This window comes from Pseudomonas sp. 2hn (genome assembly GCF_019646095.1).
Taxonomy (GTDB): domain Bacteria; phylum Pseudomonadota; class Gammaproteobacteria; order Pseudomonadales; family Pseudomonadaceae; genus Aquipseudomonas; species Aquipseudomonas peradeniyensis.
The window spans coordinates 2,163,441-2,189,520 of sequence record NZ_CP081016.1 but is presented as its reverse complement, the minus strand read 5'-3'; the positions used below and the strand labels follow the sequence as shown (position 1 = coordinate 2,189,520).

At 62.1% G+C, this 26,080-nt stretch carries 25 protein-coding genes and 1 riboswitch; of the genes, 15 read left to right on the top strand and 10 right to left on the bottom strand.

The window, feature by feature from the left end; all coding sequences use genetic code 11:
• The first annotated feature begins 3 nt into the window (after positions 1–3).
• Positions 4–471 (top strand): DoxX family protein, encoded by a 468-nt coding sequence (locus K2O50_RS10040; protein WP_050706381.1) that lies wholly within the window; start codon positions 4–6, stop codon positions 469–471.
• Positions 472–520: 49 nt separating this feature from the next.
• On the opposite strand, the gene K2O50_RS10035 is transcribed toward K2O50_RS10040, so the two are convergent.
• The 3 genes from K2O50_RS10035 to K2O50_RS10025 form a co-directional block, all read right to left on the bottom strand.
• A complete protein-coding gene (locus K2O50_RS10035; protein WP_050706380.1) occupies positions 521–2,713 on the bottom strand; it encodes an OsmC domain/YcaO domain-containing protein in 2,193 nt (730 codons plus the stop codon).
• Between the two features lie 242 nt (positions 2,714–2,955).
• Positions 2,956–3,300, bottom strand: coding sequence for a hypothetical protein (locus tag K2O50_RS10030; protein WP_050706379.1), 345 nt, complete (start codon positions 3,298–3,300; stop codon positions 2,956–2,958).
• Positions 3,301–3,335: 35 nt separating this feature from the next.
• Entirely contained in the window at positions 3,336–3,548 is a 213-nt protein-coding gene (locus tag K2O50_RS10025; protein WP_050706378.1) for a DUF1289 domain-containing protein, read from the bottom strand.
• A 156-nt stretch (positions 3,549–3,704) separates the two neighbouring features.
• Here K2O50_RS10025 and K2O50_RS10020 point away from each other — a divergent pair, with 156 nt between their 5' ends.
• The 5 genes from K2O50_RS10020 (at position 3,705) to K2O50_RS10000 (ending at position 7,006) form a co-directional block, all read left to right on the top strand.
• Positions 3,705–4,157 (top strand): thiol-disulfide oxidoreductase DCC family protein, encoded by a 453-nt coding sequence (locus K2O50_RS10020; protein ID WP_050706377.1) that lies wholly within the window; start codon positions 3,705–3,707, stop codon positions 4,155–4,157.
• A complete protein-coding gene (locus K2O50_RS10015) occupies positions 4,154–4,561 on the top strand; it encodes a DoxX-like family protein (protein ID WP_050706376.1) in 408 nt (135 codons plus the stop codon). The genes K2O50_RS10020 and K2O50_RS10015 overlap by 4 nt, the downstream gene beginning before the upstream one ends.
• A gap of 134 nt (positions 4,562–4,695) precedes the next feature.
• Positions 4,696–5,451, top strand: a complete 756-nt coding sequence (locus K2O50_RS10010) for an ABC transporter permease (RefSeq protein WP_050706375.1) — start codon at positions 4,696–4,698, stop codon at positions 5,449–5,451.
• Between the two features lie 2 nt (positions 5,452–5,453).
• On the top strand, positions 5,454–6,209 hold the full coding sequence (locus tag K2O50_RS10005) for an ABC transporter permease (protein ID WP_050706374.1): 756 nt from the start codon (positions 5,454–5,456) through the stop codon (positions 6,207–6,209).
• A gap of 11 nt (positions 6,210–6,220) precedes the next feature.
• Positions 6,221–7,006: an ABC transporter ATP-binding protein gene (locus K2O50_RS10000; protein ID WP_050706373.1), complete on the top strand. Its 786-nt coding sequence runs from the start codon at positions 6,221–6,223 to the stop codon at positions 7,004–7,006.
• Position 7,007: 1 nt separating this feature from the next.
• Here the strand turns inward: K2O50_RS10000 and crcB are convergent, their stop codons facing one another.
• Complete coding sequence (gene crcB, locus K2O50_RS09995) at positions 7,008–7,385, bottom strand: fluoride efflux transporter CrcB (RefSeq protein WP_050706372.1); 378 nt, start codon at positions 7,383–7,385, stop codon at positions 7,008–7,010.
• A gap of 73 nt (positions 7,386–7,458) precedes the next feature.
• A riboswitch (Fluoride riboswitch) is annotated at positions 7,459–7,520 on the bottom strand.
• A 360-nt stretch (positions 7,521–7,880) separates the two neighbouring features.
• Here crcB and nhaA point away from each other — a divergent pair.
• Positions 7,881–9,083, top strand: coding sequence for a Na+/H+ antiporter NhaA (nhaA, locus tag K2O50_RS09990; protein WP_050706371.1), 1,203 nt, complete (start codon positions 7,881–7,883; stop codon positions 9,081–9,083).
• 212 nt (positions 9,084–9,295) lie between these two features.
• Here nhaA and K2O50_RS09985 read toward each other — a convergent pair whose 3' ends face one another.
• The 6 genes from K2O50_RS09985 to vasI form a co-directional block, all read right to left on the bottom strand.
• Positions 9,296–10,261: an IS110 family transposase gene (locus K2O50_RS09985; protein ID WP_050707628.1), complete on the bottom strand. Its 966-nt coding sequence runs from the start codon at positions 10,259–10,261 to the stop codon at positions 9,296–9,298.
• Positions 10,262–10,520: 259 nt separating this feature from the next.
• On the bottom strand, positions 10,521–11,285 hold the full coding sequence (locus K2O50_RS09980; RefSeq protein ID WP_050705303.1) for an SDR family oxidoreductase: 765 nt from the start codon (positions 11,283–11,285) through the stop codon (positions 10,521–10,523).
• A gap of 244 nt (positions 11,286–11,529) precedes the next feature.
• Positions 11,530–12,027: a hypothetical protein gene (locus tag K2O50_RS09975; RefSeq protein WP_162232964.1), complete on the bottom strand. Its 498-nt coding sequence runs from the start codon at positions 12,025–12,027 to the stop codon at positions 11,530–11,532.
• 79 nt (positions 12,028–12,106) lie between these two features.
• Positions 12,107–15,724 (bottom strand): type VI secretion system membrane subunit TssM, encoded by a 3,618-nt coding sequence (gene tssM, locus K2O50_RS09970; protein ID WP_050705301.1) that lies wholly within the window; start codon positions 15,722–15,724, stop codon positions 12,107–12,109.
• Positions 15,725–15,733: 9 nt separating this feature from the next.
• The gene (gene tssA / locus K2O50_RS09965) at positions 15,734–17,185 is read right to left on the bottom strand and encodes a type VI secretion system protein TssA (protein ID WP_050705300.1); all 1,452 of its coding nucleotides are present in this window, start codon (positions 17,183–17,185) and stop codon (positions 15,734–15,736) included.
• Positions 17,173–17,712 (bottom strand): type VI secretion system-associated protein VasI, encoded by a 540-nt coding sequence (vasI, locus tag K2O50_RS09960; protein ID WP_052896462.1) that lies wholly within the window; start codon positions 17,710–17,712, stop codon positions 17,173–17,175. Before vasI ends, tssA begins: the two co-directional genes overlap by 13 nt.
• A gap of 408 nt (positions 17,713–18,120) precedes the next feature.
• On the opposite strand from vasI, the gene tssB reads away from it, so the two are divergent.
• From tssB to tssK, 8 genes are read left to right on the top strand one after another with little or no spacing between them, the layout of a single operon-like run.
• The gene (tssB, locus tag K2O50_RS09955) at positions 18,121–18,624 is read left to right on the top strand and encodes a type VI secretion system contractile sheath small subunit (RefSeq protein WP_050705299.1); all 504 of its coding nucleotides are present in this window, start codon (positions 18,121–18,123) and stop codon (positions 18,622–18,624) included.
• A 17-nt stretch (positions 18,625–18,641) separates the two neighbouring features.
• The gene (tssC, locus tag K2O50_RS09950; RefSeq protein WP_050705298.1) at positions 18,642–20,132 is read left to right on the top strand and encodes a type VI secretion system contractile sheath large subunit; all 1,491 of its coding nucleotides are present in this window, start codon (positions 18,642–18,644) and stop codon (positions 20,130–20,132) included.
• The gene (gene tssE, locus K2O50_RS09945) at positions 20,129–20,539 is read left to right on the top strand and encodes a type VI secretion system baseplate subunit TssE (protein ID WP_050705297.1); all 411 of its coding nucleotides are present in this window, start codon (positions 20,129–20,131) and stop codon (positions 20,537–20,539) included. The genes tssC and tssE overlap by 4 nt, the downstream gene beginning before the upstream one ends.
• A 3-nt stretch (positions 20,540–20,542) precedes the next feature.
• Positions 20,543–22,309: a type VI secretion system baseplate subunit TssF gene (tssF, locus tag K2O50_RS09940; RefSeq protein ID WP_050705296.1), complete on the top strand. Its 1,767-nt coding sequence runs from the start codon at positions 20,543–20,545 to the stop codon at positions 22,307–22,309.
• On the top strand, positions 22,273–23,289 hold the full coding sequence (tssG, locus tag K2O50_RS09935; RefSeq protein ID WP_050705295.1) for a type VI secretion system baseplate subunit TssG: 1,017 nt from the start codon (positions 22,273–22,275) through the stop codon (positions 23,287–23,289). Before tssF ends, tssG begins: the two co-directional genes overlap by 37 nt.
• A complete protein-coding gene (locus tag K2O50_RS09930) occupies positions 23,286–23,843 on the top strand; it encodes an FHA domain-containing protein (protein ID WP_050705294.1) in 558 nt (185 codons plus the stop codon). Before tssG ends, K2O50_RS09930 begins: the two co-directional genes overlap by 4 nt.
• Complete coding sequence (gene tssJ, locus K2O50_RS09925) at positions 23,840–24,634, top strand: type VI secretion system lipoprotein TssJ (RefSeq protein WP_050705293.1); 795 nt, start codon at positions 23,840–23,842, stop codon at positions 24,632–24,634. Before K2O50_RS09930 ends, tssJ begins: the two co-directional genes overlap by 4 nt.
• Before the next feature lie 52 nt (positions 24,635–24,686).
• The gene (gene tssK, locus K2O50_RS09920) at positions 24,687–26,024 is read left to right on the top strand and encodes a type VI secretion system baseplate subunit TssK (RefSeq protein ID WP_050705292.1); all 1,338 of its coding nucleotides are present in this window, start codon (positions 24,687–24,689) and stop codon (positions 26,022–26,024) included.
• Positions 26,025–26,080 lie beyond the last annotated feature (56 nt).

Sequence of the window (26,080 nt, the reverse complement as noted above, 5' to 3'; positions counted from 1 at the left end):
GCCATGGACATCAGCCACGCCAGCCCATCGCCCCACGGCCTGCGCCTTTACTGGAACCGCGTCGCCGAACAACTGCAGCGCCTGCTCGGCGACAGCGTCCTGTGCCTGGTCGCCCGCCTGGGCATCGCCTCGATCTTCTTTCTTTCCGGTCGGACCAAGGTCGAAGGCCTGCTGAGCATCACCCCCGGCACCTACGAGCTGTTCAGGAGCGAGTACGCCTTGCCGCTGGTGTCACCGTGGCTGGCGGCGCACCTGGCGACCTACGCCGAGCACCTGTTCCCGCTGTTGCTGGTGCTCGGCCTGTTCACCCGACTGTCGGCCCTGGCCCTGCTGGGCATGACCCTGGTGATCGAGATCTTCGTCTACCCGGATGCCTGGCCCACCCACCTTTCCTGGGCCGGCCTGCTCCTGCTGCTGATCGCCCGGGGCGGCGGGACACTGTCCCTGGACCGGGTATTACGGTTGCGCTAAAGAAAAAGGGTCGCCAAGCGACCCTTTTCCCAACGCGAAGCGGCTTGGCTCAGAGCCCTGCCGCCCGCGCCCGCGCCGCGTGCAGCTTCTTGTAGCTTTCAACCAGGCGCAGGTGGCGGTCCAGCCCTTCGAGCTGCAGGTTGGTTGGCGTCAGCCCATGGAACCGCACGCTGCCATCCACCGAGCCCAGCACCGCGTCCATCCGCTCGTTGCCGAACATGCGACGGAAGTTGTGCTCGTAGTCGGCCATCTCCAGCTCATCGTCCAGCACCACCTCCAGCACCACATTCAGCGCCTGGTAGAACAGCCCGCGCTCGACGGTGTTGTCGTTGAACTGCAGGAACATCTCGACCAGCTCCTTGGCCTCCTCGAAGCGCTGCAGCACCAGGTGGATCAGCAGCTTCAGTTCGAGGATGGTCAACTGGCCCCACACCGTGTTGTCGTCGAACTCGACGCCGATCAGCGTGGTGATGGTGGTGTAGTCGTCCACCTCGGCGTTGTCCAGACGCTTGAGCAGCAGCTTGAGCGAGCGGTTGTCCAGCTTGTGCAGGTTGAGGATGTCGGCACGGAACCCCAGGGCGCGGTTGGTGTTGTCCCAGATCAGGTCCTCGACCGGATAGATCTCGGAGTAGCCCGGCACCAGGATGCGGCAGGCGGTGGCGCCGAGGTCGTCGTACACGGCCATGTACACCTCCTTGCCCAGGTCCTCGAGGATGCCGAACAGGGTCCGCGCCTCCTGCTGGTTGGAGTCCTCGCCGTGGCCCGAGAAGTCCCACTCGACGAACTCGAAGTCGGCCTTGGCGCCGAAGAAGCGCCACGACACCACGCCGCTGGAATCGATGAAGTGCTCGACGAAGTTGTTCGGCTCGGTCAGCGCGAGGCTGTCGAAGGTCGGCTGCGGCAGGTCGTTCAGGCCCTCGAAGCTGCGGCCCTGGAGCAGTTCGGTGAGGCTGCGTTCCAGCGCCACTTCGAAGCTCGGGTGGGCGCCGAACGAGGCGAACACGCCGCCGGTGCGCGGGTTCATCAAGGTCACGCACATCACCGGGAACTCACCGCCCAGCGACGCGTCCTTGACCAGCACCGGGAAGCCCTGCTCCTCCAGGCCCTGGATGCCGGCGACGATGCCCGGGTACTTGGCCAGCACCTCCGGCGGCACGTCCGGCAGGCACAGCTCGCCTTCGAGGATCTCGCGCTTGACCGCCCGCTCGAAGATCTCCGACAGGCACTGCACCTGCGCCTCGGCCAGGGTGTTGCCGGCGCTCATGCCGTTGCTCAGGTACAGGTTCTCGATCAGGTTGGACGGGAAGAACACCGTCTCGCCGTCCGACTGGCGCACGAACGGCAGCGAGCAGATGCCACGCTCCTTGTTGCCCGAGTTGGTGTCGTACAGGTGCGAGCCGCGCAGCTCGCCGTCGGGGTTGAAGATCGCCAGGCAGTGCTCGTCGAGAATCTCGGCCGGCAGCGCGTCCTTGGGTCCTGGCTTGAACCACTGCTCGTTGGGGTAGTGCACGAACGCCGCGTTGGCGATGTCCTCGCCCCAGAACTGGTCGTTGTAGAAGAAGTTGCAGTTCAGCCGCTCGATGAACTCGCCCAGCGCCGAGGCCAGCGCCGCTTCCTTGGTCGCGCCCTTGCCGTTGGTGAAGCACATCGGCGACTGCGCGTCGCGTACATGCAGCGACCAGACGTTGGGCACGATGTTGCGCCACGAGGCGATCTCGATCTTCATCCCGAGGCCCGCGAGGATCGCCGACATGTTGGCGATGGTCTGCTCCAGCGGCAGGTCCTTGCCCGGGATGTAGGTACTGGTATCCGACACCGGCATCAGCAGCGCCTGGGCGTCGGCATCGAGGTTGTCGACCTGCTCGATGATGAACTCGGGGCCGGTCTGCACCACCTTCTTCACGGTGCAGCGGTCGATGGAGCGCAGGATGCCCTGGCGGTCTTTTTCGGAGATGTCCTCGGGCAGCTCGACCTGGATCTTGAAGATCTGGTTGTAGCGGTTCTCGGGGTCGACGATGTTGTTCTGCGACAGGCGGATGTTCTCGGTCGGAATATCGCGGGTCTGGCAGTACAGCTTGACGAAGTACGCCGCGCACAGGGCCGACGACGCCAGGAAATAGTCGAACGGCCCCGGGGCCGAGCCGTCGCCCTTGTAGCGGATCGGCTGGTCGGCGATCACCGTGAAGTCATCGAACTTGGCTTCGAGACGAAGGTTGTCGAGAAAATTGACCTTGATTTCCATGCGCAGGGGTACCAAAAGCGGGCGGGAACGGATAAATGGCGGGCATTATCCGGGATTTTTGCCGGGAAGTGTTGGCTGGCGACGAGTTGGAGGTCGGCCGCTCACCTGCAAGCGGTAGGCAAGCCTTTCAAGATGTTCGACGTTAGCGTTGCAGCGAACACCTGGCGGTCCTCACTCGGCCAATACCCCTATACCCGAAGGCCATAATAGGAATGGCCCCAGGCCCGAATCCGCCGCGATACCTACTCCGCCCGAAAACTCCAGACGATTTCGACCACCCGCGACGCCAGGATCAGATAGACCAGGCACAGGATCACCTGCAGTACCGTGTGGTAGGGCAACTTCGCCAGGCGGTGCAAGGTATCGCTGACATTCAGCAGAAACAGCAGCGCCGACACCAGGATCAACCCCCAGCCGGTGAAACTGAACACCCACAGCCCCAGCAGGACCTGCTGGTTGCCGTGGATCGCCTCGGTGCCTGCGGCGAACAGCAGCGCGCACACCAGCAGGTTCTTGAAATTGTCGAAGACCTTGGCACTGAGGTCGGCGTCGAGCAGTGCGAGGTACTTTTGCCAGAGTCTGCGCATGGGGCTCTCCCACGGAAGCGGTCGTCAGCGCAAGTCTAGGTGTTCGGCGTCTCTTGGATCGAACGCCTGGCGTTTTTCTTGACGATGGCCTTCATCCGCGTCGCGGCCCGCTGTACGGTCGCCATCTTCTCCGGGCGTTTCATGCCCCGCCATTTGCGGATCTCGTCCCGGGTACGGCCGCAGCTCACGCACAACTCGCTGTTGAGCTGGCACAGCGAGACGCAGGGGTTGTCGATGTCTTTGGCCATGGGGCGCTCCACTGTCGGGCGCGCATGATAACGGTTCGGCTATCGCCCTTGAACCGACCAATCCCCGAGTGGGCGCTTCGCCCCCTGCGCCGGTGGCTCGCCATTTCCCGCTCAAGCCCTCTAAAATGCCACTTCCAGCCTGAACGGAAGCAAGCCATGCCCGCCTCACTGATACGCCCGTCCCCTGCCCCACTGCTTGCGCCTGGGGAAACCGTGTTGCTGTTCGACGGCGTGTGCAGGCTGTGCAACGGCTGGGCGAGGTTCGTTATCCGCCATGATCGCCACCTGCGTATCCGCCTGGCCACGGTCCAGTCAGCGCAAGGCCAGGCCCTGCTGGCCTGGGCAGGCCTGCCGGTGACAGCCTTCGACACCATGGCGGTGATCCGTGATCGACACTACTGGGTACGCTCCGAGGCCTTCTTCGAGGTGGTGCGCCAGCTGCCCGGCGCCTGGCCGCTGCTGCGCGTGCTGCGCCTCTGTCCCCGCAGATTGCGGGACTGGCTGTACGACCGCGTGGCGCTCAACCGCTATCGGCTGTTCGGCCGATACGACCAATGCCTGCTGCCCAGCCCGGACCACCAGCGTCGTTTCCTCGAGGAGCAGCCATGAACCGTCTGAACCAGGTCCATTGGCTGGCCCGGGCCAGCCTGGCCTTCATGTTCGCCTACCATGGGCTGGTGCCCAAGCTGATCATTCTCAGCCCCGGTGAACAGGTGCTGCTGCAAGCTCACGGACTGGCGCACGCCACCTGGTTGTCCCAGGCCGCCGGCGTGGCCGAACTGGCGCTCGCCGCCCTGCTGCTGGTGCAACGGCTGGCCTGGCCGTTACTGGTCGGCGCAGCGGTACTGCTGGGCCTGCTGGTGGATGTGGCGGTGATGCAACCCTCGATGCTGGTGGATGCCTTCAACCCGGTTTCGCTGAATGTGGCGGGGATGGCGCTGTGTGCCGTGGCCTGGCTTTCCCGCCAGGACGCCGCAAGCCAGTCCCCCGCGAATATCCCGGGCCATTGCTGAGCGACTGTTGCCTCAGCAACACCCCACTGCTGCGCCACCAGCACCCCCGCTCGCAGCCCCTGTAAAACCGTAGCCTGATCCCTGGCACGGCGATTGCGATACCTCGGTATCACCCGCCGTGCACAAGGTTCGCCATGCCCCCATTCAAAGCCCTCACCTGGCTGGTCTCGCCCCTGGCCCTGCTCGCCTTGTGGGCCGTGGTCGCCGACGCCGGACTGTTCCCGGCCAACCTGCTGGTGCCACCCCTGGAGGTCTGGCGCAGCTTCGCCGACTTGCTGGCCACGGGCGAATTGCAGGAACACCTGGCCGGCAGCCTGTCGCGCCTGTCGCTGGGCTTCGCCGCCGGCGCCCTGGCCGGCCTTGCGTTCGGCACGGCCATGGCCCTGTCGGACACGGTCGAGGCCTATTGCGCGCCGCTGTTCCATACCCTGCGGCAGATCCCCAGCATCGCCCTGATCCCGATGCTGGTGCTGCTGCTGGGCATCGACGAGACCTTCAAGGTGGTGATCGTCGCCAAGACCGCGTTCTTCCCGGTGGCCCTGGCCACGGTCGAGGGCATCCGCGCCATCCCCCGCAGCCACTTCGAGGTGGCCGCGGTGTACCGCCTGCGCTGGCCGACCCTGGTCGCACGCATCGCCCTGCCCGCCGCGGTGCCGGCCATCGTCACCGGCGTGCGCGTGGCCCTGACCCGCGCCTGGGTGGTGCTGGTGGCCTGCGAGTTGCTGGCGGCCGACAGCGGCCTGGGGCAGATGATCGAGATGGGCCGGCAGATGCTGCGCATCGATGTGGTGATGGTGGGCGTGGCGATCACCGGGGTGATCGGCTTTGCCCTGGACTTCTCGCTGCGCCGTGTCGAGCGGCGTCTGTCCGGCTGGCAAGCCGGGAGGTGATGATGAAACTGCGCAACCTGCGTGGCCTGCTGCTGCCACTGCTGCTGATCGGCGCCTGGGAACTGGCCTCGCGCCAGGACGCCGCCGGCGCCTACGCTTTCGTGCCACTGGCAACCATCGGCCAGGCCCTGGTGGAACTGCTGGGCAACGGCGAACTGCTGGTCAACCTGCTGGCCAGCCTGGCCCGCACCAGTGCCGGCCTCGCCCTGGGCATCCTCGGTGGCGTCGCTCTGGGCGCGCTCATGGCCCTGTCGCCCCTGGCCAACCGCCTGGTGGCACCGTTGTTCCACGCCCTGCGCCAGGTGCCGATGCTCGGCTGGATCCCGCTGATCGCCCTGTGGCTGGGCAACGGCGAAGCGTCCAAACTGCTGATCGTCAGCCTGGCGGCGCTGTACCCGATGGTGCTCAACACCTTCGAGGGCCTGCGCCAGGTCGATGTGCGCCATCGCGAAGTCGGCCAGGTACTGGCGCTCGGGCGCTGGCAGCAATTGCGCCTGGTCCTGCTGCCCGGCGCCCTGCCGAGCATCGCCACCGGTGTACTGCAGGCCCTGGCCTTCGCCTGGGTCACGGCGGTCGGCAGCGAGCTGTTCCTCGCCTCCGGCGCCGGCCTGGGCAACCTGATGATGAACGCCGAGGCCGGCGCACGCATGGAGATCATCGTGATCTGCGTGCTGTGCATCGGCCTGTGCGGCTACCTGATGACCTGGCTGTCCACCCTGCTCACCCGCCGCCTGCTGCGCTGGCGCCCCACCCGTTGAAAGGCCCGACCATGAACGCCATCGCCCCATCCTTTCCCGCCCACGTGCAGACCGGCGCGCTGAGCATCCGCAACCTGAGCAAGACCTACCCGCTCAAGGGCCGGCCCGTGCCGGTGCTGCAAGGCATCGACCTGGACATCCGCCCCGGCGAGTTCGTCAGCATCCTCGGCGCCAGCGGCTGCGGCAAGTCCACCCTGCTGCGCCTGATCGTCGGCCTCGACCCGGACTACCAGGGGCAGATCCTGCTCGACGGCCAGCCGCTGAACGGCCCGGGCCTGGAGCGCGGCATCGTGTTCCAGGACCACCGCCTGTTCCCCTGGATGACGCTGCAGCAGAACATCGCCCTGGCCTTGAAGAACCATGACCTGGGCACGGCGCAGAAGCAGCGCCTGGTCGAGGAGCACATCGCCCTGGTCGGCCTGCGGGGCTACGAGCAGGCCTATCCGCACCAGCTCTCCGGCGGCATGGCCCAGCGCGGCGCGATCGCCCGGGCGCTGGTGAACAAGCCCAAGGTGCTGCTGCTCGACGAGCCCTTCGGCGCCCTCGATGCCCTGACCCGCGTGCGCCTGCAGCAGGAGCTGCAGCGCATCTGGGTGCAGGAGCGCTGCACGGTGATCATGGTCACCCACGATATCGAGGAGGCCTTGTACCTGGGGGACCGGGTGATCGTGATGGAGGCCAATCCGGGGCGCATCGGCGAGCAGGTGCAACTGGAGCTGGCACATCCGCGACAACGCGATACGGCGCTGTTGCTCCAGCACAAGCAGCGCCTGCTGGCGCAACTGGTCGGGCATTGACTCACCCCAGCCAGCGCACCAGGGCAAAGCCGGCGAAGGTCATCAGCAGCGAGCCGAGCACATGGGCCAGCACCGTGGCCATTGCCCAGCCGGCGCGGCCGTGCATGAGCATCGACAGCACTTCGGCGGAGAACGTCGAGAAGGTGGTCAGCCCGCCGCAGAAACCCGTGGTGATCAGCAAGCGCCAGGCCGGATCGAGATTGGGGAAGCGCAGGAAGAAGGCCATTGCGCCGCCGATGACGAAACCACCGACGAGGTTGACCAGCAAGGTGCCCAACGGCATGCCGGGAAACAGCGAATTCAGGCGCAGGCCAAGGATCCAGCGCAATACGCAACCGGCACTGCCACCGACGACAACGGAAATGAACGAGAGGTACATCGACAAACTCCAGGAAAGGTCCGAAAGACCCCCATGGAGAGAGACAGGCACAGGCCTACGCGCCCTCCAAAGGGGTTGCGTAGGCATCATCAGCGCTGAGGCGGTTCAAGGAGGAATGCCATCTCCTGAGGGGCGATGCTACGGGGCGACACCTTCGCTTGGCAACATTTCGATGCAAAAATGCAACACACACCTTCGCCTGCACCGTTAGAATGGCCGCCTGGCGTGTGCTGCGTGCGCCCGGGAGCCTTCCCGAATACGGAGAACATTCATTTGTTTTCCGTGAGATTTATACATGTTGCACGCATGCCTCCATTCCCCATGGCCCTTCCTGCCCCGTGTCTTCACGGCGTGGGTTGTTGCGCCGCATTCCCTATCCTTCTTCTCGCCCTTCGCCGCAGTGGCCCGTCTTGTCCGGAGCCAGCGTCCCGCCGTGCCCGTTGCCCGCCGCGCCACTGCCACCGCGAGGGTGATGCCATGAACGAGGAGCGTTACATGACCGCACCCCTTCCACCCGTCAAGCCGCGCTCGATGCTGCGGCACCTGCTGGCCACCGAGGCGGCCGGCGGCGTCTTGCTGATGTTCACCGCCGCGCTGGCCATCGTCATCGCCAACAGCCCCTGGGCCAGTGCCTACCAGCACCTGCTGCACCTGCCCGTCGGCCCGGTGCTGACCGACAAGCTCGGCCCGATGACCGTGCACATGTGGATCAACGATGGCCTGATGGCGATCTTCTTCCTGCTGGTGGGCCTGGAGATCAAGCGCGAGCTGGTCGACGGTCGCCTGGCCAGTTGGGAGCAGCGCCGCCTGCCGGCACTGCCGGCACTGATGGGCATGGCCGTGCCGGCGCTCATCTACCTGGCAGTGTCCCGTGGCGAGCCGGGCCTGGCCGACGGCTGGGCGATCCCGGCCGCCACCGACATCGCCTTCGCCGTCGGCGCCCTGGCCCTGCTCGGCCGGCACGCGCCGCTGTCGCTCAAGGTGATGCTGGTCTCGGTGGCGATCATCGACGACATGGGCGCGGTGGCAATCATCGCCGTGTTCTACACCTCGTCGCTGAACCTGCTGGCCCTGGCCGGCGCCGCCGGCATCGTCGCCGTGCTGCTGGCCTGCAACCGCCTGCGCGTGGTCAGCCTGTGGCCCTACCTGATCGGCGTGGCCGCGCTGTGGTACGTGACCCTGCTGTCGGGCGTACATGCCACCATTGCCGGCGTGGTCGGCGCCCTGCTGATCCCCTACAGCACCGGCGACAGCGAGGCCCGCGAAGCCAGCCCGCTGCTCAAGCTGGAGCATGGCCTGGCGCCCTGGGTCGGCTTCCTCATCGTGCCGGCCTTCGGCTTCGCCAACGCCGGTGTCTCGTTCGGCGACCTGGGCCTGAGCGACATCTTCGCTCCGCTGCCGCTGGCCATTGCCCTGGGCCTGCTGCTGGGCAAGCAGCTCGGCGTGTTCGGCGGCGTGCTGCTGGCGGTCAAGACCGGCCTGGCCAGCAAGCCCCATGGCGCCAGCTGGCTGCAGATCTACGGCGTGGCGATGCTGTGCGGCATCGGCTTCACCATGAGCCTGTTCATCGGCGAGCTGGCCTTCCCCGGCCAGGCCGATAAGATCGACGCGGCCAAGATCGGCATCCTGCTGGGCTCGCTGCTGTCGGCGGTGATCGCCTGCCTGATCCTGCGCTTCGCGCCCAAGCCGGCGGATTGATGCAAGCGCTCGGGGCTGCCTGGCAGCCCCGTTTGATCTACTGGTAACTGAACCTGCGTGGGAGATTCTATGGCGAGAGGCAAATTTTCAACCGAAAAGCTCTCTCTCGCCATTTTCCAGCATCCGGCCACAGTCCGGCGCGCGTGAGAAATCTCTCAAGCGTGGAGCCACTCCAAGTAGTTTGAAGATGGGCTGCGCAGCAGCCCCCAGTTTCAGCTGGGTAGCGTGGCACCCCCGGTGTATATCTCAGGCTTCCAGTCCGTCTCATGTCTCATAAGGCCGAAAGCCAGCCGGGCCAAGCGGCGAGCAAGAATTACGAACGCCTGAGTGGTTTTCTTCCCACGCCCCAAGTGGTAAGCGTGGAATGCCTTCCAGGTCGCGGTTCGACTGCCGCTCATCGAAGCGTTATACAACAGTCTACGAACCTCCGAGTCCCCTCGCTTACTCAACTTGCCTCTACCTGACCATTTGCCCGATTGGGCAACCGTCACATCCATTCCAAGGTAAGCGACAAAAGCATCGCTGTTGGCGAACTCACCACGCATGAAGGACATAACCAAACCAACGGCAGTAAGAAAACCGACACCAGGGAGTTGTTGGACGCGACGCAGTTGATCGTTGAGTCCGGCGTCCTTGACCTCCTTGCGCAATCTTTTTTCTATCGCAAGTTCTGTGCGTTTGAGTGTCCGTTCGATCTTTTTGAGCTCTGCGGCGAACATCTTGTCACCCGAAAAGCTCTCCCGCAGCATGCCGCGGACTTCCACCAGCTTGGCGCGGCGGCGCAATAGCATCTGGATCTGCCGATGCCCTGATGGTGGGGGCGTCCAGACCTTCAAGGAGCTCCGTTCGTTGCTCAAGTAGCGCGCCAGCAAAGATGCATCCTGGGCGTCTGTTTTGGCCCGAACAGCAATGCTTTCCCTGTACTTGGCCAACCTGAAGCCGTCGACCACATACACTGCAAAACCTGCAGCATGAGCCTGCTCGGCCATCTCCATGTGGTAGGTACTGGTCGCTTCAATGGCTAGCGCCGAGCCTGCCGGCAATGTTTTGAGCCAAGCCTTGATGGACTTCGGGGTATTGGGGATGGCGAAGGGTTTTGTATCGGGAGCGCCTTGTATCACCAGTTCATCTTTGGCGGTATCTACGCCTGCTTCGATTGGTGTCTTGGGCATTGCCATGAAAAGCGGCTCCTTGTAGCGTAGCGAGACTTGAAGGGCACACTCTGGCGCAGGCTTGCATCTATCGTCGTTTGCAAACGAGGCATTCCTTATCGGCGCTTGAGTGCTGAAAGGAGGAGGGGTGATTTCTCCCACGGTCTGTACTGCTGTGAACAGTCAGAAGCGAGCTATGTCCCTCCTCCTCCCTTCAAGTCCTACCATACAAGCGGGCTTGCCCCGCGATCATTTCTACAGCACCACGCGGAACCTGCAGACCACCTCACCCCCGCACCACCGACACCCCACCATCCACCACCATGGCCGCCCCGGTCATGAAACTCGATGCCTCCGACGCCAAAAACAACGCCGCCTCGGCGATCTCCTGCGGCCGGGCCAGGCGCTTGAGGGCATGCAACCCTTCGACATGGGCCCGGGCCTCGGGGCTGTTCATCGCACTGCGGCCCATGGGCGTATCGGTACCGCCGGGCAGCAGCGCGTTGGCGCGTATGCCACGGCTGCCCTGCTCCGCCGCAATGACCTGGACCAGGCCGACCAGCCCGGCCTTGCTCGCCGCATAGGCGGCCATGCCCGGCATGCCCACGCTGTGGCCGACAAAGGTCGAGGTGAAAATCAGCGAGCCGCCGCCACGGGCCAGCAACGCCGGAATCTGCGCCTGGGCGCAGAGGAAGGCGCTGGTGAGGTTGGTGTGCAGGGTGTGTTGCCAGCCCTCCAGGGACAGCTCGGGGACGGCGGCCAGTTCACCGAGGGTACCGGCATTGTTGAAGGCGATGTCCAGGCCACCGAAGCGCGCCACCGCCACGTCCACCAGTTCCCTGGCCAACGCCGCATCGGTGATGTCGCCAGCCACGGCCACAGCCCGGCCTTGTCCGGCCGCCGCGATGTCCGCCGTCAGCTGCTCGAGTTCGGCCTGGCGCCGGGCCGTGAGCACAAGGTTGGCGCCGTGCCGGGCGAACAATGTCGCCGCGGCTCGGCCGATACCGGAGCTGGCGCCGGTGATGATTGCCACTTTGCCTGCCAGTTGCATGATGAGTACCTCGTCCTGAAGGTGATTTGCAGGGTGCGCGGGTACTATTGGGTGCGGTACGGGGGGATGCTCTCCGTTTCTTGCGGACTGTGGTCAGCCGACAGCAAGATGAAGATTCGACGAGTCAGCGGGAGCACTGGTCAAGGGCGAGGCAAACTGACTGCCTCAGGTGAAGATGGGAAACGGCGGACAGGAGCGCTGCGCCCCTCCCCTGATCTGGCCACCATCTGGCGCCTGCGCAAGCTTACGTGCAGTCATCGACCCCATGCCCAGACATCTGCGGCACCACTACCGACACCTCGCTACGAACTCCCGCGCGAATCTCTTCGAAGGCCTTCTTTGTAAGGAGGCACTTAGCATGGCGCACGAACAACGCTTGCTCGGATAGTTGGGTCAACAGATTCAACTTACGCCTCTCTTCCTTCTGCTGATACTGTGCCAAGCCACGATCAACCCGAATGCCAGCCAACTCCTTCTTGGTCATGATGATTGCGTAGTTGATCCTTCTCAGCCACTGGGTATCCAGATCCTTGTGCCCAGCATAAGCCTCCTGCCGCGCAAGCTTGATCTGCGCCCGCATTGAAGCGATCTCGGCAACCAGGGTCGCTTCGCGACTGAGCATTTCGATCACTCGGTGACCTCTGTACTCCATTTTGTCCCTGCACTGGGTTGCAAGGCCAACGAGTACCTCTTCATCCATCATTTCTCCTCCTGCGACGATCGGATTGCGCACGGTGCGCATCCCAGCCTCAAGTTGTTCGATGGCCTGGGTACAGTAATGCAAAGCTTGTACTCGCCCTTCCTTTTGTATCGCCCACTCCTTACATGACAGGTGCGATCGTCTGTCCGACCAGAGCCACACTGGATGGCTGTTGCAGCAGCCCGCGCGGCAAGCGGAAGCCTTTGAACGGTTGTTGAGTAATCGGGTTGAAGGCCTTCTCTGCGCTGAGCCGGTAGCGCATCACACCATCACCAGTCCTGAAACTCAGATCCACGCTGGTCGCCGTCCGCCCATTGAGCGAACCGCGACTGAGCAGGCGAAACATGGACCATGGCCCTCGATACTCCAGGCTGCTGCTGTTGCCGTTCTGCCTGAGCAGCGTCAGGTTGCTACGCACATGTTGCCCAAGCGTATTGGGCCAGATGATGCCGGTGATCTGGCTCGTGCCATGGGTGTAGGAAATCAACTGACCGTCCAGATCCAGCAGGCTGGTGCGCTGGTTCGCACTCAGCCCCAACGGCTCGATACTGAACTGCACACTCAAGTTGCCGCGCTGATCGAAGAACGTTTCACGAATGCGGTCTGCCAGTTCCAACTGCTCGATCACATCGCTGCGGATCAGGGACTGCCCCTGCTGGCCGGTTTGCAGGGCTTCGAGGTTGTCCTTCAGGAACACCTTCAGATACTGCTCATTGAACTGCTTCAGCCGGCCCTTCGGCCCGAAGAACGCCTCGAAGTCATCCAGGGACGCGTCGGGCGCCCTGGCCACGAAGGGGTATCGGCCTGCCAGGCGCTGCTGGAAGAAGCTGTACACCTCGGCGTCCCAGCGCCGTTCCAACTCGCGCAGGGCTTCAACGTTCAATACCTGCGCCGTTTGATCAGCCACCTTTCGGACCTGGTGGTTGATCGGCTCAGGCAAGCCGGTGGATACCCGCTGCAAGGTGCCGATGGGGTCATGCCCGGTCATCGAGAAACGCTGATGCACGGCCTGCAGTGCAGCCTTGCCTCGGTCCGGGCTGTCCTGCACCGCCTTGGCGTAGTCGTGCACGGCTGCGATAGCAGCCAGGGTTTCATCGTAGTAGCTAGGCTTCTCTGCCGTTACCTGCAGCATCGCGCTCAGCCCGGCAAAGGCCCTTTGAATAGTCCACGCCTGCTGATGCTCAGGCTTACGACTTGTCGGTGGCACTGTCTTGACTTCATCTGCCACCTCAACAACGCCAGTCGATGAGAGCGACGTGTTGTCCCTTACCGTATCGAGCAATCGATGCAGCGGCGCCGCAGGCCCCGTCAACTGCTGCAGGATCGCGACACCATGGTCCAGGTCACGGAAATCAGCCACGCTGAAAGCGTTGAGGGCACGGCGCCAACTGTCAATGTAATCGGCGCTGTATAAGTTGCGCAGCCGTTCGCTTAGCGCCTCCCTGTCGGCTTCCGAATAATCGAGCTGGCTACGCTCGCCCAGCGCCCATTGGTCAATCATCGCCAAATCGGCGAAGCTCTGACTGCGTGGCTCGAAGTACTCCTTGAAACCTTTGGCAGTGAGCATCGGCGCTAACAGCACATCATTACCCTTACTGACGCCCATGGACGGCTGATACACCACGTCGAAGGCAGGCCCAACCTGATGACGCAAGTCCAGCCCGGTGTGCAACTGCTCCCCGGCCTGTTGTTTCAGGCCGGCGTAAACCCGCTCGGGTAGCGGCACCTTGCGCAGCGCTGCCTGCGCCACGGCGACACGTTGGCTGTACTGCGGCAGGTCGGTATCGGCGTAGGCCAAGGCGTACTTAAGGTGCCGCATGAGGTCGCGCTGCAGTTGCCCCTGGCCAGGGAATTTCTGCTGCCATTGTCGGGCCATCCACTCTTCGACCCATTCGGTGCGGCGGTTCTGACGGTCTTCCAGCATGCGGTAAACCCTGAGAGCAGCCATTTGCTGCTCACTGCCTGGCGGCGCCGCATCCATGGCATCTATCACACCACTGGCCAAGGCCGGCAGGAACCGCTTGGAGAGCAAGCTGAGATATGCCTCATCGACACGCGGGCCTATAGCGCGCCCCTGATACAGGCCAAAATCGGAAACACCCGGCCATGCAGCGCGGTAGTCGCCAAAAACCGATACCGCATCGCGAATCTGGTCCAGCGGCTCCAGCAGGTTGCGTCCGGTAGGATCCAGACGCTGGTCCACCTCGTGATGGCTGTACTCCCTGCTTTTGGCAAGCACGTTGGCGGCTTTGTCGCCATTGATGTCGAAAAAGCGCTGCCAGCCGGCGATGGCGACACAAAAAGCCAGCATGCCTACCCCTGAGCCCACCCATAGGAGTTGGCGCTTACTGCGTGCCACCTTGATGTTATCCCCAGCAAGTCCGGCTTCCTTATAGATGACGCGCCCGAACGCATGCTGGACGAAGTACGGCAGCGCCTTGGTTTGCGCCTTGCCCTCGAGCAGAGGGAGCTTCGTCTTGTAGGGTTGCGCGGCCTCGCGCACGAACGCATTGAGCATGTCACCTTGCTGGCTGACCGAGGACCAGTACACTCCGCGTACCAAGGCTGGCGTGGTGTAGCGATCACTGGCCAGCGCTTCTTTCAGGAATTCCAGCAGTATTGGGCGTAAGCCGATCAGTTGGGCATGCAATGAGAACAGGCGCGCGCGCTGCGGAGCACTGTCCAGCGCATCGAGCCGATCCACCACCTGCTCGAACAGCTGGCTGATCAACTGTTCGTAGTGATCGCCATACTCCTCCAGCCAAGCGTCGAACGTGCCGATCGCATCCAGCTTGAACGTGAAACCGAGCATTTTTTCCCGCATGGAGACGGAAAGCCCGGTATAGAGCTGGTCGAACCCGTCCAACAGATCGAACTTGGTCAGCACCACATACAGCGGCAGTCGCGAACCCAATTGACTACTGACCTCGTACAGACGGGCGCGCAACACATGCGCCAAGGCAATGCGCTGCTCGGGGGTGCCATGCAATAGCGCGGGTAAGTCGACTACCAGCAATATGCCATTGAGGGCTCTCTGGCTGCGGCTGCGCAACAACCAGTCCAGCAGGTGCTGCCACAGCCTGGCCGAAGTTGCAGGTGGCACTTGCTGTGTGGCTGATTCGTCGACGGGCGAGCCTGCCGGCGACTCCTGCCTGATGAACGCCCCTGGCGGATCGATGATCACCGCATCATTGCTGACCCACCAACCTATCGGAAAGGCCAGCGCTTGGGCCTGCATGCCCCGAGCCTGTGCCTTGTCGATGCGGGTCAGGGAAAAGCTTTGTTCTGTGCGATCGATGAAGCTGGTCTTGCCAGCATGCTGGTCGCCTATCACCAAGTACCAGGGCAATCGATACAACGCACGGCGCCCGCCTGCGCCATCGAGAAATCGCGAAAGTCCTTGGTCCAAGGCTTTCTCTTGCGCCTGAACCAGCGGCAATACGCTGTCCAGCTCAGCGGCCACTGCGTGCTTGCGCTCAGCCTGCAGGCGAACGTATCGCCTGCGCAGCACCACTAGCCAGCACAACATCGGCACCAGCACGAGCACCAGGCTGGCCAAGCTGCGATGCGCCAGGCTGGCCAGCGGGTGCTGATCACGCCACATCCACTGCGGCCCGAGCCACCAGATGGCGACCAGCATCAGCACGGTACCCAGCACAAGCAGCAGCGGCATGGCCAGGCCGATCCGAGTCATCAGGGGCAAACCCCAACGTTTCCATAGCTTCCATAGTTGATTCATGAGGGGGGCCTAGTCCTTGTTCTGATCAGCCAACACATGAGCAGAGGCATACTGTTGCAGTCGTTGAAACACCTCTGGCTCCCAAACGGCGGCCGTGGTGTGCTGCATGGTCCGTGCGACGCTGGCGCACAGGGCCTGAGCCAGCCAGGACACGCCTCGCGCTGCCAAGAGATCGGCCGCAATGACGGTGGTATGGCAGCGCTCACGCGGAGCACGAAGGTTCGCCTGCATGGCCTGCAACTTGAGCAAAACCGGCTCTACCCCACTTGCGTCCAACTGACCGGCCAACTCTTCGCGCAGGTCTGCGAACTCGTGGGCAGATTCGACTTGCGCTTGCCCAGCTGCGCCTCTGAGCCAAGCCATGCTTTGATCGTCCACGAACGACCTGCCGTCGCTGAAACACAACTGCTGGAGCGCGGGCATGCGTTGGACGAATCGGGCAGTCGCTGCGCGGATTGCCTCAGCTACCTCCCCCATCGCCAGCCGTGTCGCCGCACTGGCCGCGAGGAAACTGCCGCGTATCCAAAAGGGGCAAGCCGTCACGCTCTTTTCGATCCGCTGAAGCAACGCCGCGCTGATCGCAGTGCCAGCAATCGCCTCTTCATAGTCGATGGCGATATCCACTGGCACCGCCATCAGTTCCGTGCGATTGCCTTGCTTGATCTGAGGCGCCGCCTGGATATGGGACCACAGGCCGAATCGACGCAACTGGTAGCCCGTCGGGTCGTAGGGGTCTTTTTGATTGATCATCTCGGCCATGGCCAGCACGGCCCGTCGTGATTCGCGCTCGTTGCCTAACGACACACGTGGCATTGGGGTGGCAATGACCTCAGCCAGCGGTGCAGACTTGGTGGCCGCCGCCGACGACTTCGCCGCAGCAGGCTCGCCAGCACCGCTCGCCTGCTCCGCCTGCTTGCGCAGCAGTCGATCTACATCATTCAGAAAGGCTCCATCCAACTGAGCAACGGCTTGCTGCTGTTGCAGGCGCCGCAATGCCTCTTGAGCTACGGCCGCATGAGCTGGGGTGAATGTGTAGCGGTCCAGGCGCGGCAGCGCTTCGTTCAAACGATCGAGCACAAGGCCAACCAGCTTGCGCTTGCCCAGAAAACCTTTGGGGCCAGGCTTTGGATGCGCAACCTCCCAATAGCGCTCGACCATGCCGGCCAGCAACGCCAAGGTAAAACCCCATCGCTCCCAACATCCACTGCGAAGCCACGCAGCACTCAGGTGCGCGACGATACGCAAGTGCTTGCACTGCTGCGCCAGATACTGTCGTGAGGCTTCCTCGATATAGGCCCAGTCGATGGTGGCTGCCTGCAGCCCGCCCAGCTTGACCATTTCCTGGTCAATGGCCTGATAGGTTTCGTCCTCCACATCGAACAGACCGACCGGTGCCTGCGCATCGATGGGTGCGAGCAGCCGGACAATTTCCTGTGCGTTGACCTCTGCTACCAACGACATGTTTTGCGCGCCTCGTCGATGAGTGGGTCCAGGCCTTGAGCATCGAAGACCAACCCGTCAATGGAGGGGTTGTCGCTTTGGACCTGAATGCGATGGGCCCCAATCAGTTGCTTGATCTGCTCGATTCCGGGCAAGCCCCGGCCCGCATCGAGTACCTGACCGTTCTCCGTCACCTGCCAAGGGGTTGCGACGGTGGTACTCCGCTCCCCCTGCAATCGCACCGTCACCCGACCAGCATCAACGGGTTGCGCGGCGACCAGTTGCAGCCTGGAGATGTTCTGCAAACAACTGATCACCAGGTAGGGATGCGACGCGGCCGAAGCGATTGCAGGTGCAGAGATCGTCAGCCCGTCGTCTTCAGGCGTGAGTCGAAACGTTAGGTCGTCAGGATGGCGTCCTGCTTCGTGAGTCAGCACCCGGCGCACCGTGGGTGAGTCCTGTTCTGGCGGCGACCACTGCATGGGCACCGAGTGTGCAGGCGTTCCGGCGGCTTCATCAAAACACGCCAAACGCTTCAGGTTGGACACGATCCGCGAGCAATCCTGATCGGAATACACGGGTATTGGCATACACCCGAGCACCAGCCAAAGACTTACGCCACAAGTTTTATTACCAGGCATCGCAAGTAAACACCTTTCATATAGTGCATATGACCTATTCAAATTAGCGGATCTGAAACAGCCCTCTCAGGCACTCAAATTTCCGCAGACGGCAAGAGCCTAGCCCATCGGAACAGCAACAAACAAAAAAATATTTTCTTACACTTCCATGCTCGACGACATGACAAAACCAAGCGCAATGTTTTTACGCGACGCACAACCAATCCCGCACCTTGTTTACACATCCGACAAGTAACTAGGAAACTTCCCACACACTAATTTGTAACTAAAAATCCAATACGGACAACTCTTACTAGAACACGGAGAGATTCTGCGATGGCAAAATCCACAGGATCGGTTGCACCCAAAGAACGCATCAACATCAAATATGTACCCGCCACCGGCGATGAACAGGCCGAAGTAGAGCTGCCGCACAAGATGTTGGTAATGGGCGACTTCGGCCTGGATGACACCCGTTCGCTGGAAGACCGATCGGTCATGCGTATCGATAAACACACCTTCAACAACGTGTTGAACGACGCCGATGTCAGCTTGGCCATGTCGGTACCTTCCATGCTCAGCACGGCCGCCGACGCGGAGCTGGCGGTCAACCTGCAGTTCAGATCGATCAATGACTTCGGGCCAGACGGCATCGCTCGCCAAGTACCAGAGCTCAGCAAGCTTCTGGAGCTGCGTGAGGCGCTGGTGGCACTGAAAGGCCCGCTGGGCAACGTACCCGCTTTCCGCGAGCAGTTGCAGCACCTATTGAACAACGAGCAGGCCCGCAAACAACTCGCCGAAGAATTGGACCTGGTGCTTGAGGCGCCAAAAGAAGACTGAGACAACGGAGCGTCCCCATGCCAAAGCCAACCAGCACCTCCCTCGCCGCTGAACTATCTGGCGAGACATTGAGCCATGCCACTCTGCTCGATCAGATCATGGCGCAAACAAAGCTAGTTCCCGCTCAAGAGGGCTATCAAGTCGCTCGTCAAGGCGTATCGGCCTTTATTGCAGAAATACTCAAAACTGGTGATCCAGATCAACTAATCAATAAACATCGCGTCGACCAGATGATTGCAGAGCTGGATCGAGTGCTCAGCAAGCAAATGGATGCCATTCTTCATCAGCCGGAATTCCAGGCACTCGAGTCCTCGTGGCGCAGCCTCAAACTTCTGGTGGACCGCACGGACTTCCGCGAGAACATCAAGCTTGAAGTCCTGCATGTCAGCAAAGAAGACTTGCTCGACGATTTCGACAATGCCGCCGATATCACCTGCAGCGGTATGTACAAACACGTTTACACCGCAGGCTATGGGCAGTTCGGTGGTGAGCCGGTGGCGGCCATGCTGGGGAACTACAACTTCGGCCCCTCTTCGACAGACATAAAGTTACTGAGCTACATGGCCTCTGTCGGCGCCATGTCGCATGCCCCGTTCCTGGCCGCCCCCTCCCCCGATTTCTTCAACCTGAGCAGCTTTGAAGAGCTGCCAAACCTGAAGGAAATCAAAGACATTTTCGCAGGGCCGCGACATGCCAAATGGCGCGCCTTCCGCGAAAGCGAAGATGCCCGCCACACAGCGCTGACCGGGCCACGCTTCATGCTTCGCTCGGCCTACCACCCCCAGGAACAGCCGATCAAAAGCTTCAACTACGAAGAACATATCGACGGGCGACACGACAATTACCTGTGGGGCAATTCCGCCTTCCTGCTGGCCAGCTGCATCAACGACAGCTTTGCCCGCTACCGCTGGTGCCCGAACATCATCGGCCCGCAGTCCGGTGGCGCCGTGGAGGATCTGCCTGTGCATCTCTACGAGGCGCTTGGGCAGTTGCAAGCGAAGATCCCAACCGAGGTGCTGATTTCCGACCGCAAGGAATTCGAGCTGGCCGAAGAAGGCTTCATCGCGCTGACCATGCGCAAGGACAGCGACAACGCCGCGTTCTTCTCAGCCAATTCGGTACAGAAACCGAAGAACTTCCCCAAGACCCCGGAAGGTTTGCAGGCTCAAACCAACTACAAGCTGGGCACACAGCTGCCTTACCTGTTCATCGTCAACCGGCTGGCCCATTACATCAAGGTGCTGCAACGCGAGCAGATCGGCAGCTGGAAGGAGCGCCGCAACCTTGAGTCCGAGCTGAACAAATGGATCAGGCAGTACGTCGCCGACCAGGAAAATCCCTCGGCCGACGTCCGCAGCCGCCGTCCCCTACGTGCTGCGAAGGTCGAGGTTTCAGACGTTGCCGGCGATCCGGGTTGGTATCAGGTTTCGCTCGCAGTGCGCCCGCACTTCAAATACATGGGCGCGAACTTCGAGATCTCCCTGGTAGGCCGGCTCGACACCCAATGAGCGGATTTTTCGACCGTTTGGTTGCCGATCAGTCCGTGATCCGGGCGCCGTCCAGGCAAGAGAACGCATCCCACAAGTTCGCCGCCATCAAGCGCCACTTGGAAACGTTGCTCAACGCTCGACAGGGTTGCTCACAGAGCAGCCCTGAACTGGGCCTGCGCGATTTCAACGGGCATGACGTGAGCAGTGGCGACCTCCTTAAACAAGTGAGCGCCGACATACGCCGCACCATCCAGCGTTTCGAGCCTCGCGTGCAGGTACGTTCACTCAAAGCCGTGCCCGCTTGTCACGCCCCTCAGGAGCTGCAATTCAGGCTGGACTGCCAAGTGCAGGTGAATAACCACACGGAGCAGTTGCAACTGGAGCTGCTGGTCAACGGCCATAACCGCCATACCCGAGTGAGGTAATCGATGTCGCTCAAAGATCGATTCAGCGAAGAGTTACGCTATCTCCATGAACTTGGGGACGACTTCGCCCAGGACAATCCACAACTTGCCCGGCTGCTGGGCAAGAGGGGTAGCGACCCCGATGTGGAGCGCTTGATGGAAGCCTTCGCCTTTCTGACGGCGAAGCTGCGCCTCAAGTTGGAGGACGACCTCCCAGAGCTGACGCACCCCATGTTGCAACTGCTGTGGCCCAACTACCTTCGCCCGCTGCCGAGCGCCACGATCATCCAGTTCACACCGTGCAAACAGGCGCTCAGCCAGTCGCAACGCGTGCCAAGGGGGGCACGCCTGCTCTCCAAGCCTGTCGACGGAATTCCCTGTGAGTTCCGCACCTGTACCACCGTGGACATTCACCCGTTCGAGATCGACGCGGTGGCCTCAACCCAAACGCTCGACAGTTCAGTGGTTCGCATCGACCTACACACCTTGGTCGAGCGCCCATTGAACACGCTCGAATGCACCAGCCTCGACTTTCACCTGAGCGGTACCACCCAAACAGCGCGCACACTGTACCTATGGATCGCTCACTATCTCAGCCATGTCAGCGTGACCATCAATGATCAGGCCCTCAGGCTGCCGGCCAGCAGCATCGTCTTCCCAGGTTTCAGCCCGGACGACGCGTTGTTGCCTTATCCGCAGAACGTCTTCGACGGTTACCGGATCCTGCAGGAATACTTCATTTTTCCTGAGCGCTTTCACTTCTTCGCCCTGACGGGCCTGGAGAAGATCTGGCCTGGTCAGACGACTCAGCAAGTGGGTCTGGATTTCCACTTCACCCGTCAACTACCGGACTCGCTGCGCATTGGCAAAGCGGATTTCAACTTGTTCTGCGCCCCTGCGGTAAACCTGTTCAAGCACAGCGCCGAGCCCATTGACCTCTCCAACGAGGCCGCCCAGGTCGAGCTCACACCCAAAGGCGCCGAACGCCACGCCTACGAAATCTTCAGTGTCGATCAGGTGATCAGCACCCGTACGACAAGCGACGGAAGTCCTGGTAAATACCTGCGAACCTTCCGCCCCTTCGAATCGTTCGCCCATGAGATCGAGCATATTCAAGGGCGCACGGCGCTGTATTACCGCTACACCCTCGAAGACTCACTGCGGGGTGATGGCGTCACGCATCGCATCGCCTTCGTGCGTGCCGACGCCAATACCTATATCGGTGAGCTGGAAACGGCGTCCATCGACCTGACCTGCACCAACCGCGATCTGCCCCTGGCTCTGGGCATCGATGACATCAATGTGCTCTGCGAAGTCACCCCGCCGCTGACCACCTACACCAATATCTGTGCACCGACCCGCCCCTATCGGCCGGTGCTGGACGGCCAGTTGCAATGGGCCTTGATATCCAACATGTCGCTCAACTACTTGTCGCTGCTCTCAGCCGAGCCATTGAAGGCGGTTATTCGCGCTTATGACTTCGCGGCCTTGCACGACATCCAGCAGACACGCACCACCCGCAAACGCCTCGACGGCATCCGGGATATCCAAACGGCGCCTCTGGATTGGCTGATCAAAGGGCAGCCCATTCGCGGCCTGCGCACGCAACTGAAGCTCGACCAGGCAGCATTCCTCTGCGAAGGCGACCTGTACCTGTTCGGCTGTGTGCTCGCGCACTTCTTCGCCTTGTACTCCAGCATCAATTCCTTCCATCAGCTGGAAGTGATCAACATCACCAACAACGAGCACTACACATGGCCCATCCAGACCGGCAAGCAACCGCTGATCTAGCCGACAAGTTGCTCGCGGGCGCGCACCGGTACAACTTCTACCAGTTGCTCGAGCGCCTTCACGGGCTTCACGGAGACGATCTTGAACCCCGTTGGCCCAGCGAAGAAGCCCGCCTGCGCGTGCGGCTTGGCAGCGACCCGCGCCTGAGCTTCCCCGTTTCGGACATCTGCAAGGCCGAACGCATGCCCGAGGCACAAGATCGCTATCGCGTGTGCACCACGTTCATGGGTCTGCACGGCACTGATTCGCCTTTGCCCTCCTATTATCTGGAGCAGGTGGCATACGAGCATGCACAGGGTATCGGCGTGCGCCCGGCGTTCTTCGACTTCTTCAATCACTACCTGCTCAGCCTGCTACACCGCATCTGGCGCAAGTACCGCTACTACATTCGTTTCCAGCCGGGTGCCAGCGATGGATTCTCCCAGTACATCTTTGCCCTGCTCGGGTTGAATGACAAACAGCTGCGCGGCGACACGGCGTTGCCCTGGAGCCGGCTGCTCAGTTTCGCCGGCGTCATCGCCAGCCGCAGCCGCGCACCGGGCACCGTCGCCGGCATCATCGCGCACTGCTTCGACCTGAAGCAGGTGCAGATTCGCGAGTTCGAAACCCGCTTGGTACCTACGACAATCCTGCAACAGGTAAGCCTTGGCCGCAGCAATGGTGAGCTGGGCAACTCCTTCATGGTCGGCAGCCGCACGCGGACTCGCAGCAGCAAGTTCACCATCGTGATCAGCGAGCTCGACCAGGCACAGCTGCGTGACCTGTTGCCCAGCGGCATCAACTTCAACCGCTTGCGTGCCCTGATCGACTTCCTGCTGCGCGACGGCTTGGCCTACGACCTGGAGCTGCGGCTGAAGCAGCACGCGCTGTCGCCCTTCTGCCTGCACCCCAGCCGTGGCGCCCAATTGGGCTGGACCAGCTTCGTCGATGACCACCACGGCCAGATCAGCCCCGTCGTGCGGTTCCGGGGGCGCTCATGAGCACATTGATCTTGAGCATCACCAACCTCGACCAGTTGCAGCACAACGTCACCGCCCGGCACGAATTCGATCGTGCAGGTGGCACCGTCGGCAGCGCGGGAACCACGTGGCTGATCAATGATCGTGAGCAGGGCGTGGCGCCGATCCATTGCGAGATCCGCTGGATCGAAGGCGGCTTCTGCGTGATCGACCGCTGCGAGCGCACCTACCTGAACGACAACCTCGATAGCCTGGGGCCGCTATCGGCCAGGCGTTTGCTCGAGGGTGACCGGCTACGTGTTGGCGCTTATCGACTGTTGGTTCAGCTTTCACAAGCTGATGCCCGTTCGCTGGAAGAGTTGTTAACCACTGACTTGCGGGTGCTCGACCGACTCATCCTGGATGCACCCGCGCAGCGTTGGCTGCACAGGCCCACGGCTGCCCCAGTCGTCGCTGAGATCTGCTCGGTCTTCGATCCGGGCATGGGCAACGATCCCTTGGCTGCCCTGGAAGCAGTGACGCGGCCAGTGCAAGAGAACCCGCTGGATCGACTGATCTCAGGAGAACGCTCATGACGCGTCATTCACTCATGGCCGGCCTTCTGGCAACACTGATCGGGGCCTCGGGCTGCACCGCCCTGAGCAAAATGAGCCAAGTGGCGATGGACCCCTCGATACCCGTCGGCGCGACCAAGGATCAGCCCACCGAAATCGCGTTCAGCATCAACGCCAGCCCCACGCTTAACAGCAACCCCAACAGCCTGCAAGCAGCGACTGAGCAAGAAAGCAGCCTGGAACCCAGCCCCTACGCGGTCAGCTTGAGCGCGGGCGATCCCTATGCCCTGACCGAGAAAGTCGGGACCCTGCTCGAGTTTCTTCACGAGCAATTCCCGGCCATCTCGCCCGTCGAACTGCCAGAGGACGAGGCCGATGAGCCGGCTCGTTCTCCCTTGGAGGAAAGTACGCCGGGCCACTACGAAGAATCGAATGTGGTGCTGACCTTACCGCGTACAACCACAGTGGCCCCCGAGCCGGCCGCCACCCCAATGGCCATCAAGATCCTGCAACTACGCGACGACTCGCTGCTGCGCAACAGCATCTATGAGCTGTTGGACAAGGACCCCGCCAAGGTGCTGCGCAGCACCTACATTCGTGATGACGACTACCTGCTACGCCCCGGGCAATTCAAGTTCATTCCGTTTGCCGCTATCGAGGCCGAGACCCGGTTCATCGCGGTGATCGCCGACTACCGCCACCAGGAAAACGCGACCTGGAGCCAGGTACTGCGCATTCCACCGCGCGGCCAACACATCATCTTGTCGGTCTTGCTCAACGACACGCAGATCCTGCTCAAGGAGGAGGACTGATGGCGCCTGCAACCCTGCCCTTCTCACTTACTCACGCTGACATGGAGCGCTCATGAGTTCACGTAATCCCGTCCTGTGGCCTGAAGGCCTGTTCGTCAAACCGCAGCATTTCCAGCAGGCTGGCCGTGCCGCTGAAGCGGCCCTGCATCAACGCCTTGGCAGCCTGAACGCAGCCTTCTATGGATTCAGCGAGCTGCAACTGAACGACGAATACTTGAGCCTGGGAAAGATCGCCATCACCCGCGCACGCGGCATCATGCCGGACGGCACGGTGTTCGATATCCCGGCAGATCTGCCACCGCCGCCGCCGCTGGAAATCGAGGACAACGGCGCGAAAGACAGCGAGATCTATCTCTGCCTGCCACTGCGCACCGAGGGTGGCCGAGAGGTGAGCTGGCCCGACAATGCCGCCAACTTCCGCTACAGCGCACAGGCTCAGGAAATCAAGGACACCCATAGCGCCGACGGCGACTTGGCGCAGGTCGATCTGGCAGTGCCCAACCTTCAGCTCAAACGCAAGGCCGATGACAGCAGCGCCTACACCCGCCTTGCCATGGCACGCATTCTGGAGCGCCGGCCCGATGGCAGCCTGCAACTGGATGAAGGGTTCTACCCGACCAGCGTCTCGGTACGGGCGGTGCCGGCACTCCAGCGTTACCTCGAGGAGATCACCAATACCCTGCGCGAGCGCTCGCGCAACCTGGCTAGCCGGATAGGCGCATCGGGCCAGTCCGGTATTGCCGACATCCGCGACTTCAACCTGCTGCAGGCCATGAACCGCTGGTGGCCGTGCTTCCAGCACTTGGCCAGGCAGGGGCAGACACACCCCGAGCAGTTGTACCTGCATATGAGCCAGGCCTGTGGCGAGTTCGTAACCTTCACCGACGAAAGCCGGCTGCCTCCGGAATTCCCTGCCTATCAGCACACGGCTCTGCGCACGTCATTCAAGCCACTGCAGGACACCTTACGCCGCGCCCTGGGTACGGTCCTGCAACCGCGGGCCATCTCGCTGCCGCTGGACGCGCTGGATTACGGTGTGATGACGACAACGCTCGAAGACCGCCGCCTGATCGATGACGCGGACTTCATTCTTGCCGTGCGCGCGGACCTGCCGCCGCCAACATTGCGCCGGCTGTTCCTGCAGAAAGCCAAGGTCACATCCCTGGAGACCTTGAATGACCTGGTGCATAAGCAGTTGCCCGGCATTGCGCTACATCCGCTGCCTGTGGTCCCTCGCGATCTGCCCTTCCATGCAGGGTTCAGCTACTTCGAGCTCGACCGCCGCGACCCGGCCTGGGTCTGCATGAAAACGGCCAACGGTTTCGGGATTCATATCGCGGGGGAGTTCCCCGGGCTTGAGTTGCAGTTCTGGGCGATCAGGAGTGAGTGAGATGCAAGAGAACCACCTCGCACGCAATGAAACCGAATCAGCTCAAGCTGAGCAGT

Excerpts from the sequence above, each read along its gene's own strand:
- tssM (WP_050705301.1), bottom strand. The coding sequence starts at position 15,724 with ATGAATCAACTATGGAAGCTATGGAAACGTTGGGGTTTGCCCCTGATG.
- tssG (WP_050705295.1), top strand. The coding sequence starts at position 22,273 with ATGGCCCATCCAGACCGGCAAGCAACCGCTGATCTAGCCGACAAGTTG.
- K2O50_RS10035 (WP_050706380.1), bottom strand. The coding sequence starts at position 2,713 with ATGGAAATCAAGGTCAATTTTCTCGACAACCTTCGTCTCGAAGCCAAG.
- tssB (WP_050705299.1), top strand. The coding sequence starts at position 18,121 with ATGGCAAAATCCACAGGATCGGTTGCACCCAAAGAACGCATCAACATC.
- nhaA (WP_050706371.1), top strand. The coding sequence starts at position 7,881 with ATGACCGCACCCCTTCCACCCGTCAAGCCGCGCTCGATGCTGCGGCAC.
- tssA (WP_050705300.1), bottom strand. The coding sequence starts at position 17,185 with ATGTCGTTGGTAGCAGAGGTCAACGCACAGGAAATTGTCCGGCTGCTC.
- K2O50_RS10005 (WP_050706374.1), top strand. The coding sequence starts at position 5,454 with ATGAAACTGCGCAACCTGCGTGGCCTGCTGCTGCCACTGCTGCTGATC.
- K2O50_RS10030 (WP_050706379.1), bottom strand. The coding sequence starts at position 3,300 with ATGCGCAGACTCTGGCAAAAGTACCTCGCACTGCTCGACGCCGACCTC.
- crcB (WP_050706372.1), bottom strand. The coding sequence starts at position 7,385 with ATGTACCTCTCGTTCATTTCCGTTGTCGTCGGTGGCAGTGCCGGTTGC.
- K2O50_RS10040 (WP_050706381.1), top strand. The coding sequence starts at position 4 with ATGGACATCAGCCACGCCAGCCCATCGCCCCACGGCCTGCGCCTTTAC.
- K2O50_RS09975 (WP_162232964.1), bottom strand. The coding sequence starts at position 12,027 with ATGCGCACCGTGCGCAATCCGATCGTCGCAGGAGGAGAAATGATGGAT.
- K2O50_RS09930 (WP_050705294.1), top strand. The coding sequence starts at position 23,286 with ATGAGCACATTGATCTTGAGCATCACCAACCTCGACCAGTTGCAGCAC.
- K2O50_RS10015 (WP_050706376.1), top strand. The coding sequence starts at position 4,154 with ATGAACCGTCTGAACCAGGTCCATTGGCTGGCCCGGGCCAGCCTGGCC.
- tssK (WP_050705292.1), top strand. The coding sequence starts at position 24,687 with ATGAGTTCACGTAATCCCGTCCTGTGGCCTGAAGGCCTGTTCGTCAAA.
- K2O50_RS10020 (WP_050706377.1), top strand. The coding sequence starts at position 3,705 with ATGCCCGCCTCACTGATACGCCCGTCCCCTGCCCCACTGCTTGCGCCT.
- K2O50_RS09985 (WP_050707628.1), bottom strand. The coding sequence starts at position 10,261 with ATGGCAATGCCCAAGACACCAATCGAAGCAGGCGTAGATACCGCCAAA.
- tssJ (WP_050705293.1), top strand. The coding sequence starts at position 23,840 with ATGACGCGTCATTCACTCATGGCCGGCCTTCTGGCAACACTGATCGGG.
- K2O50_RS09980 (WP_050705303.1), bottom strand. The coding sequence starts at position 11,285 with ATGCAACTGGCAGGCAAAGTGGCAATCATCACCGGCGCCAGCTCCGGT.
- tssF (WP_050705296.1), top strand. The coding sequence starts at position 20,543 with ATGTCGCTCAAAGATCGATTCAGCGAAGAGTTACGCTATCTCCATGAA.
- tssE (WP_050705297.1), top strand. The coding sequence starts at position 20,129 with ATGAGCGGATTTTTCGACCGTTTGGTTGCCGATCAGTCCGTGATCCGG.
- tssC (WP_050705298.1), top strand. The coding sequence starts at position 18,642 with ATGCCAAAGCCAACCAGCACCTCCCTCGCCGCTGAACTATCTGGCGAG.
- K2O50_RS10000 (WP_050706373.1), top strand. The coding sequence starts at position 6,221 with ATGAACGCCATCGCCCCATCCTTTCCCGCCCACGTGCAGACCGGCGCG.
- K2O50_RS10010 (WP_050706375.1), top strand. The coding sequence starts at position 4,696 with ATGCCCCCATTCAAAGCCCTCACCTGGCTGGTCTCGCCCCTGGCCCTG.
- K2O50_RS10025 (WP_050706378.1), bottom strand. The coding sequence starts at position 3,548 with ATGGCCAAAGACATCGACAACCCCTGCGTCTCGCTGTGCCAGCTCAAC.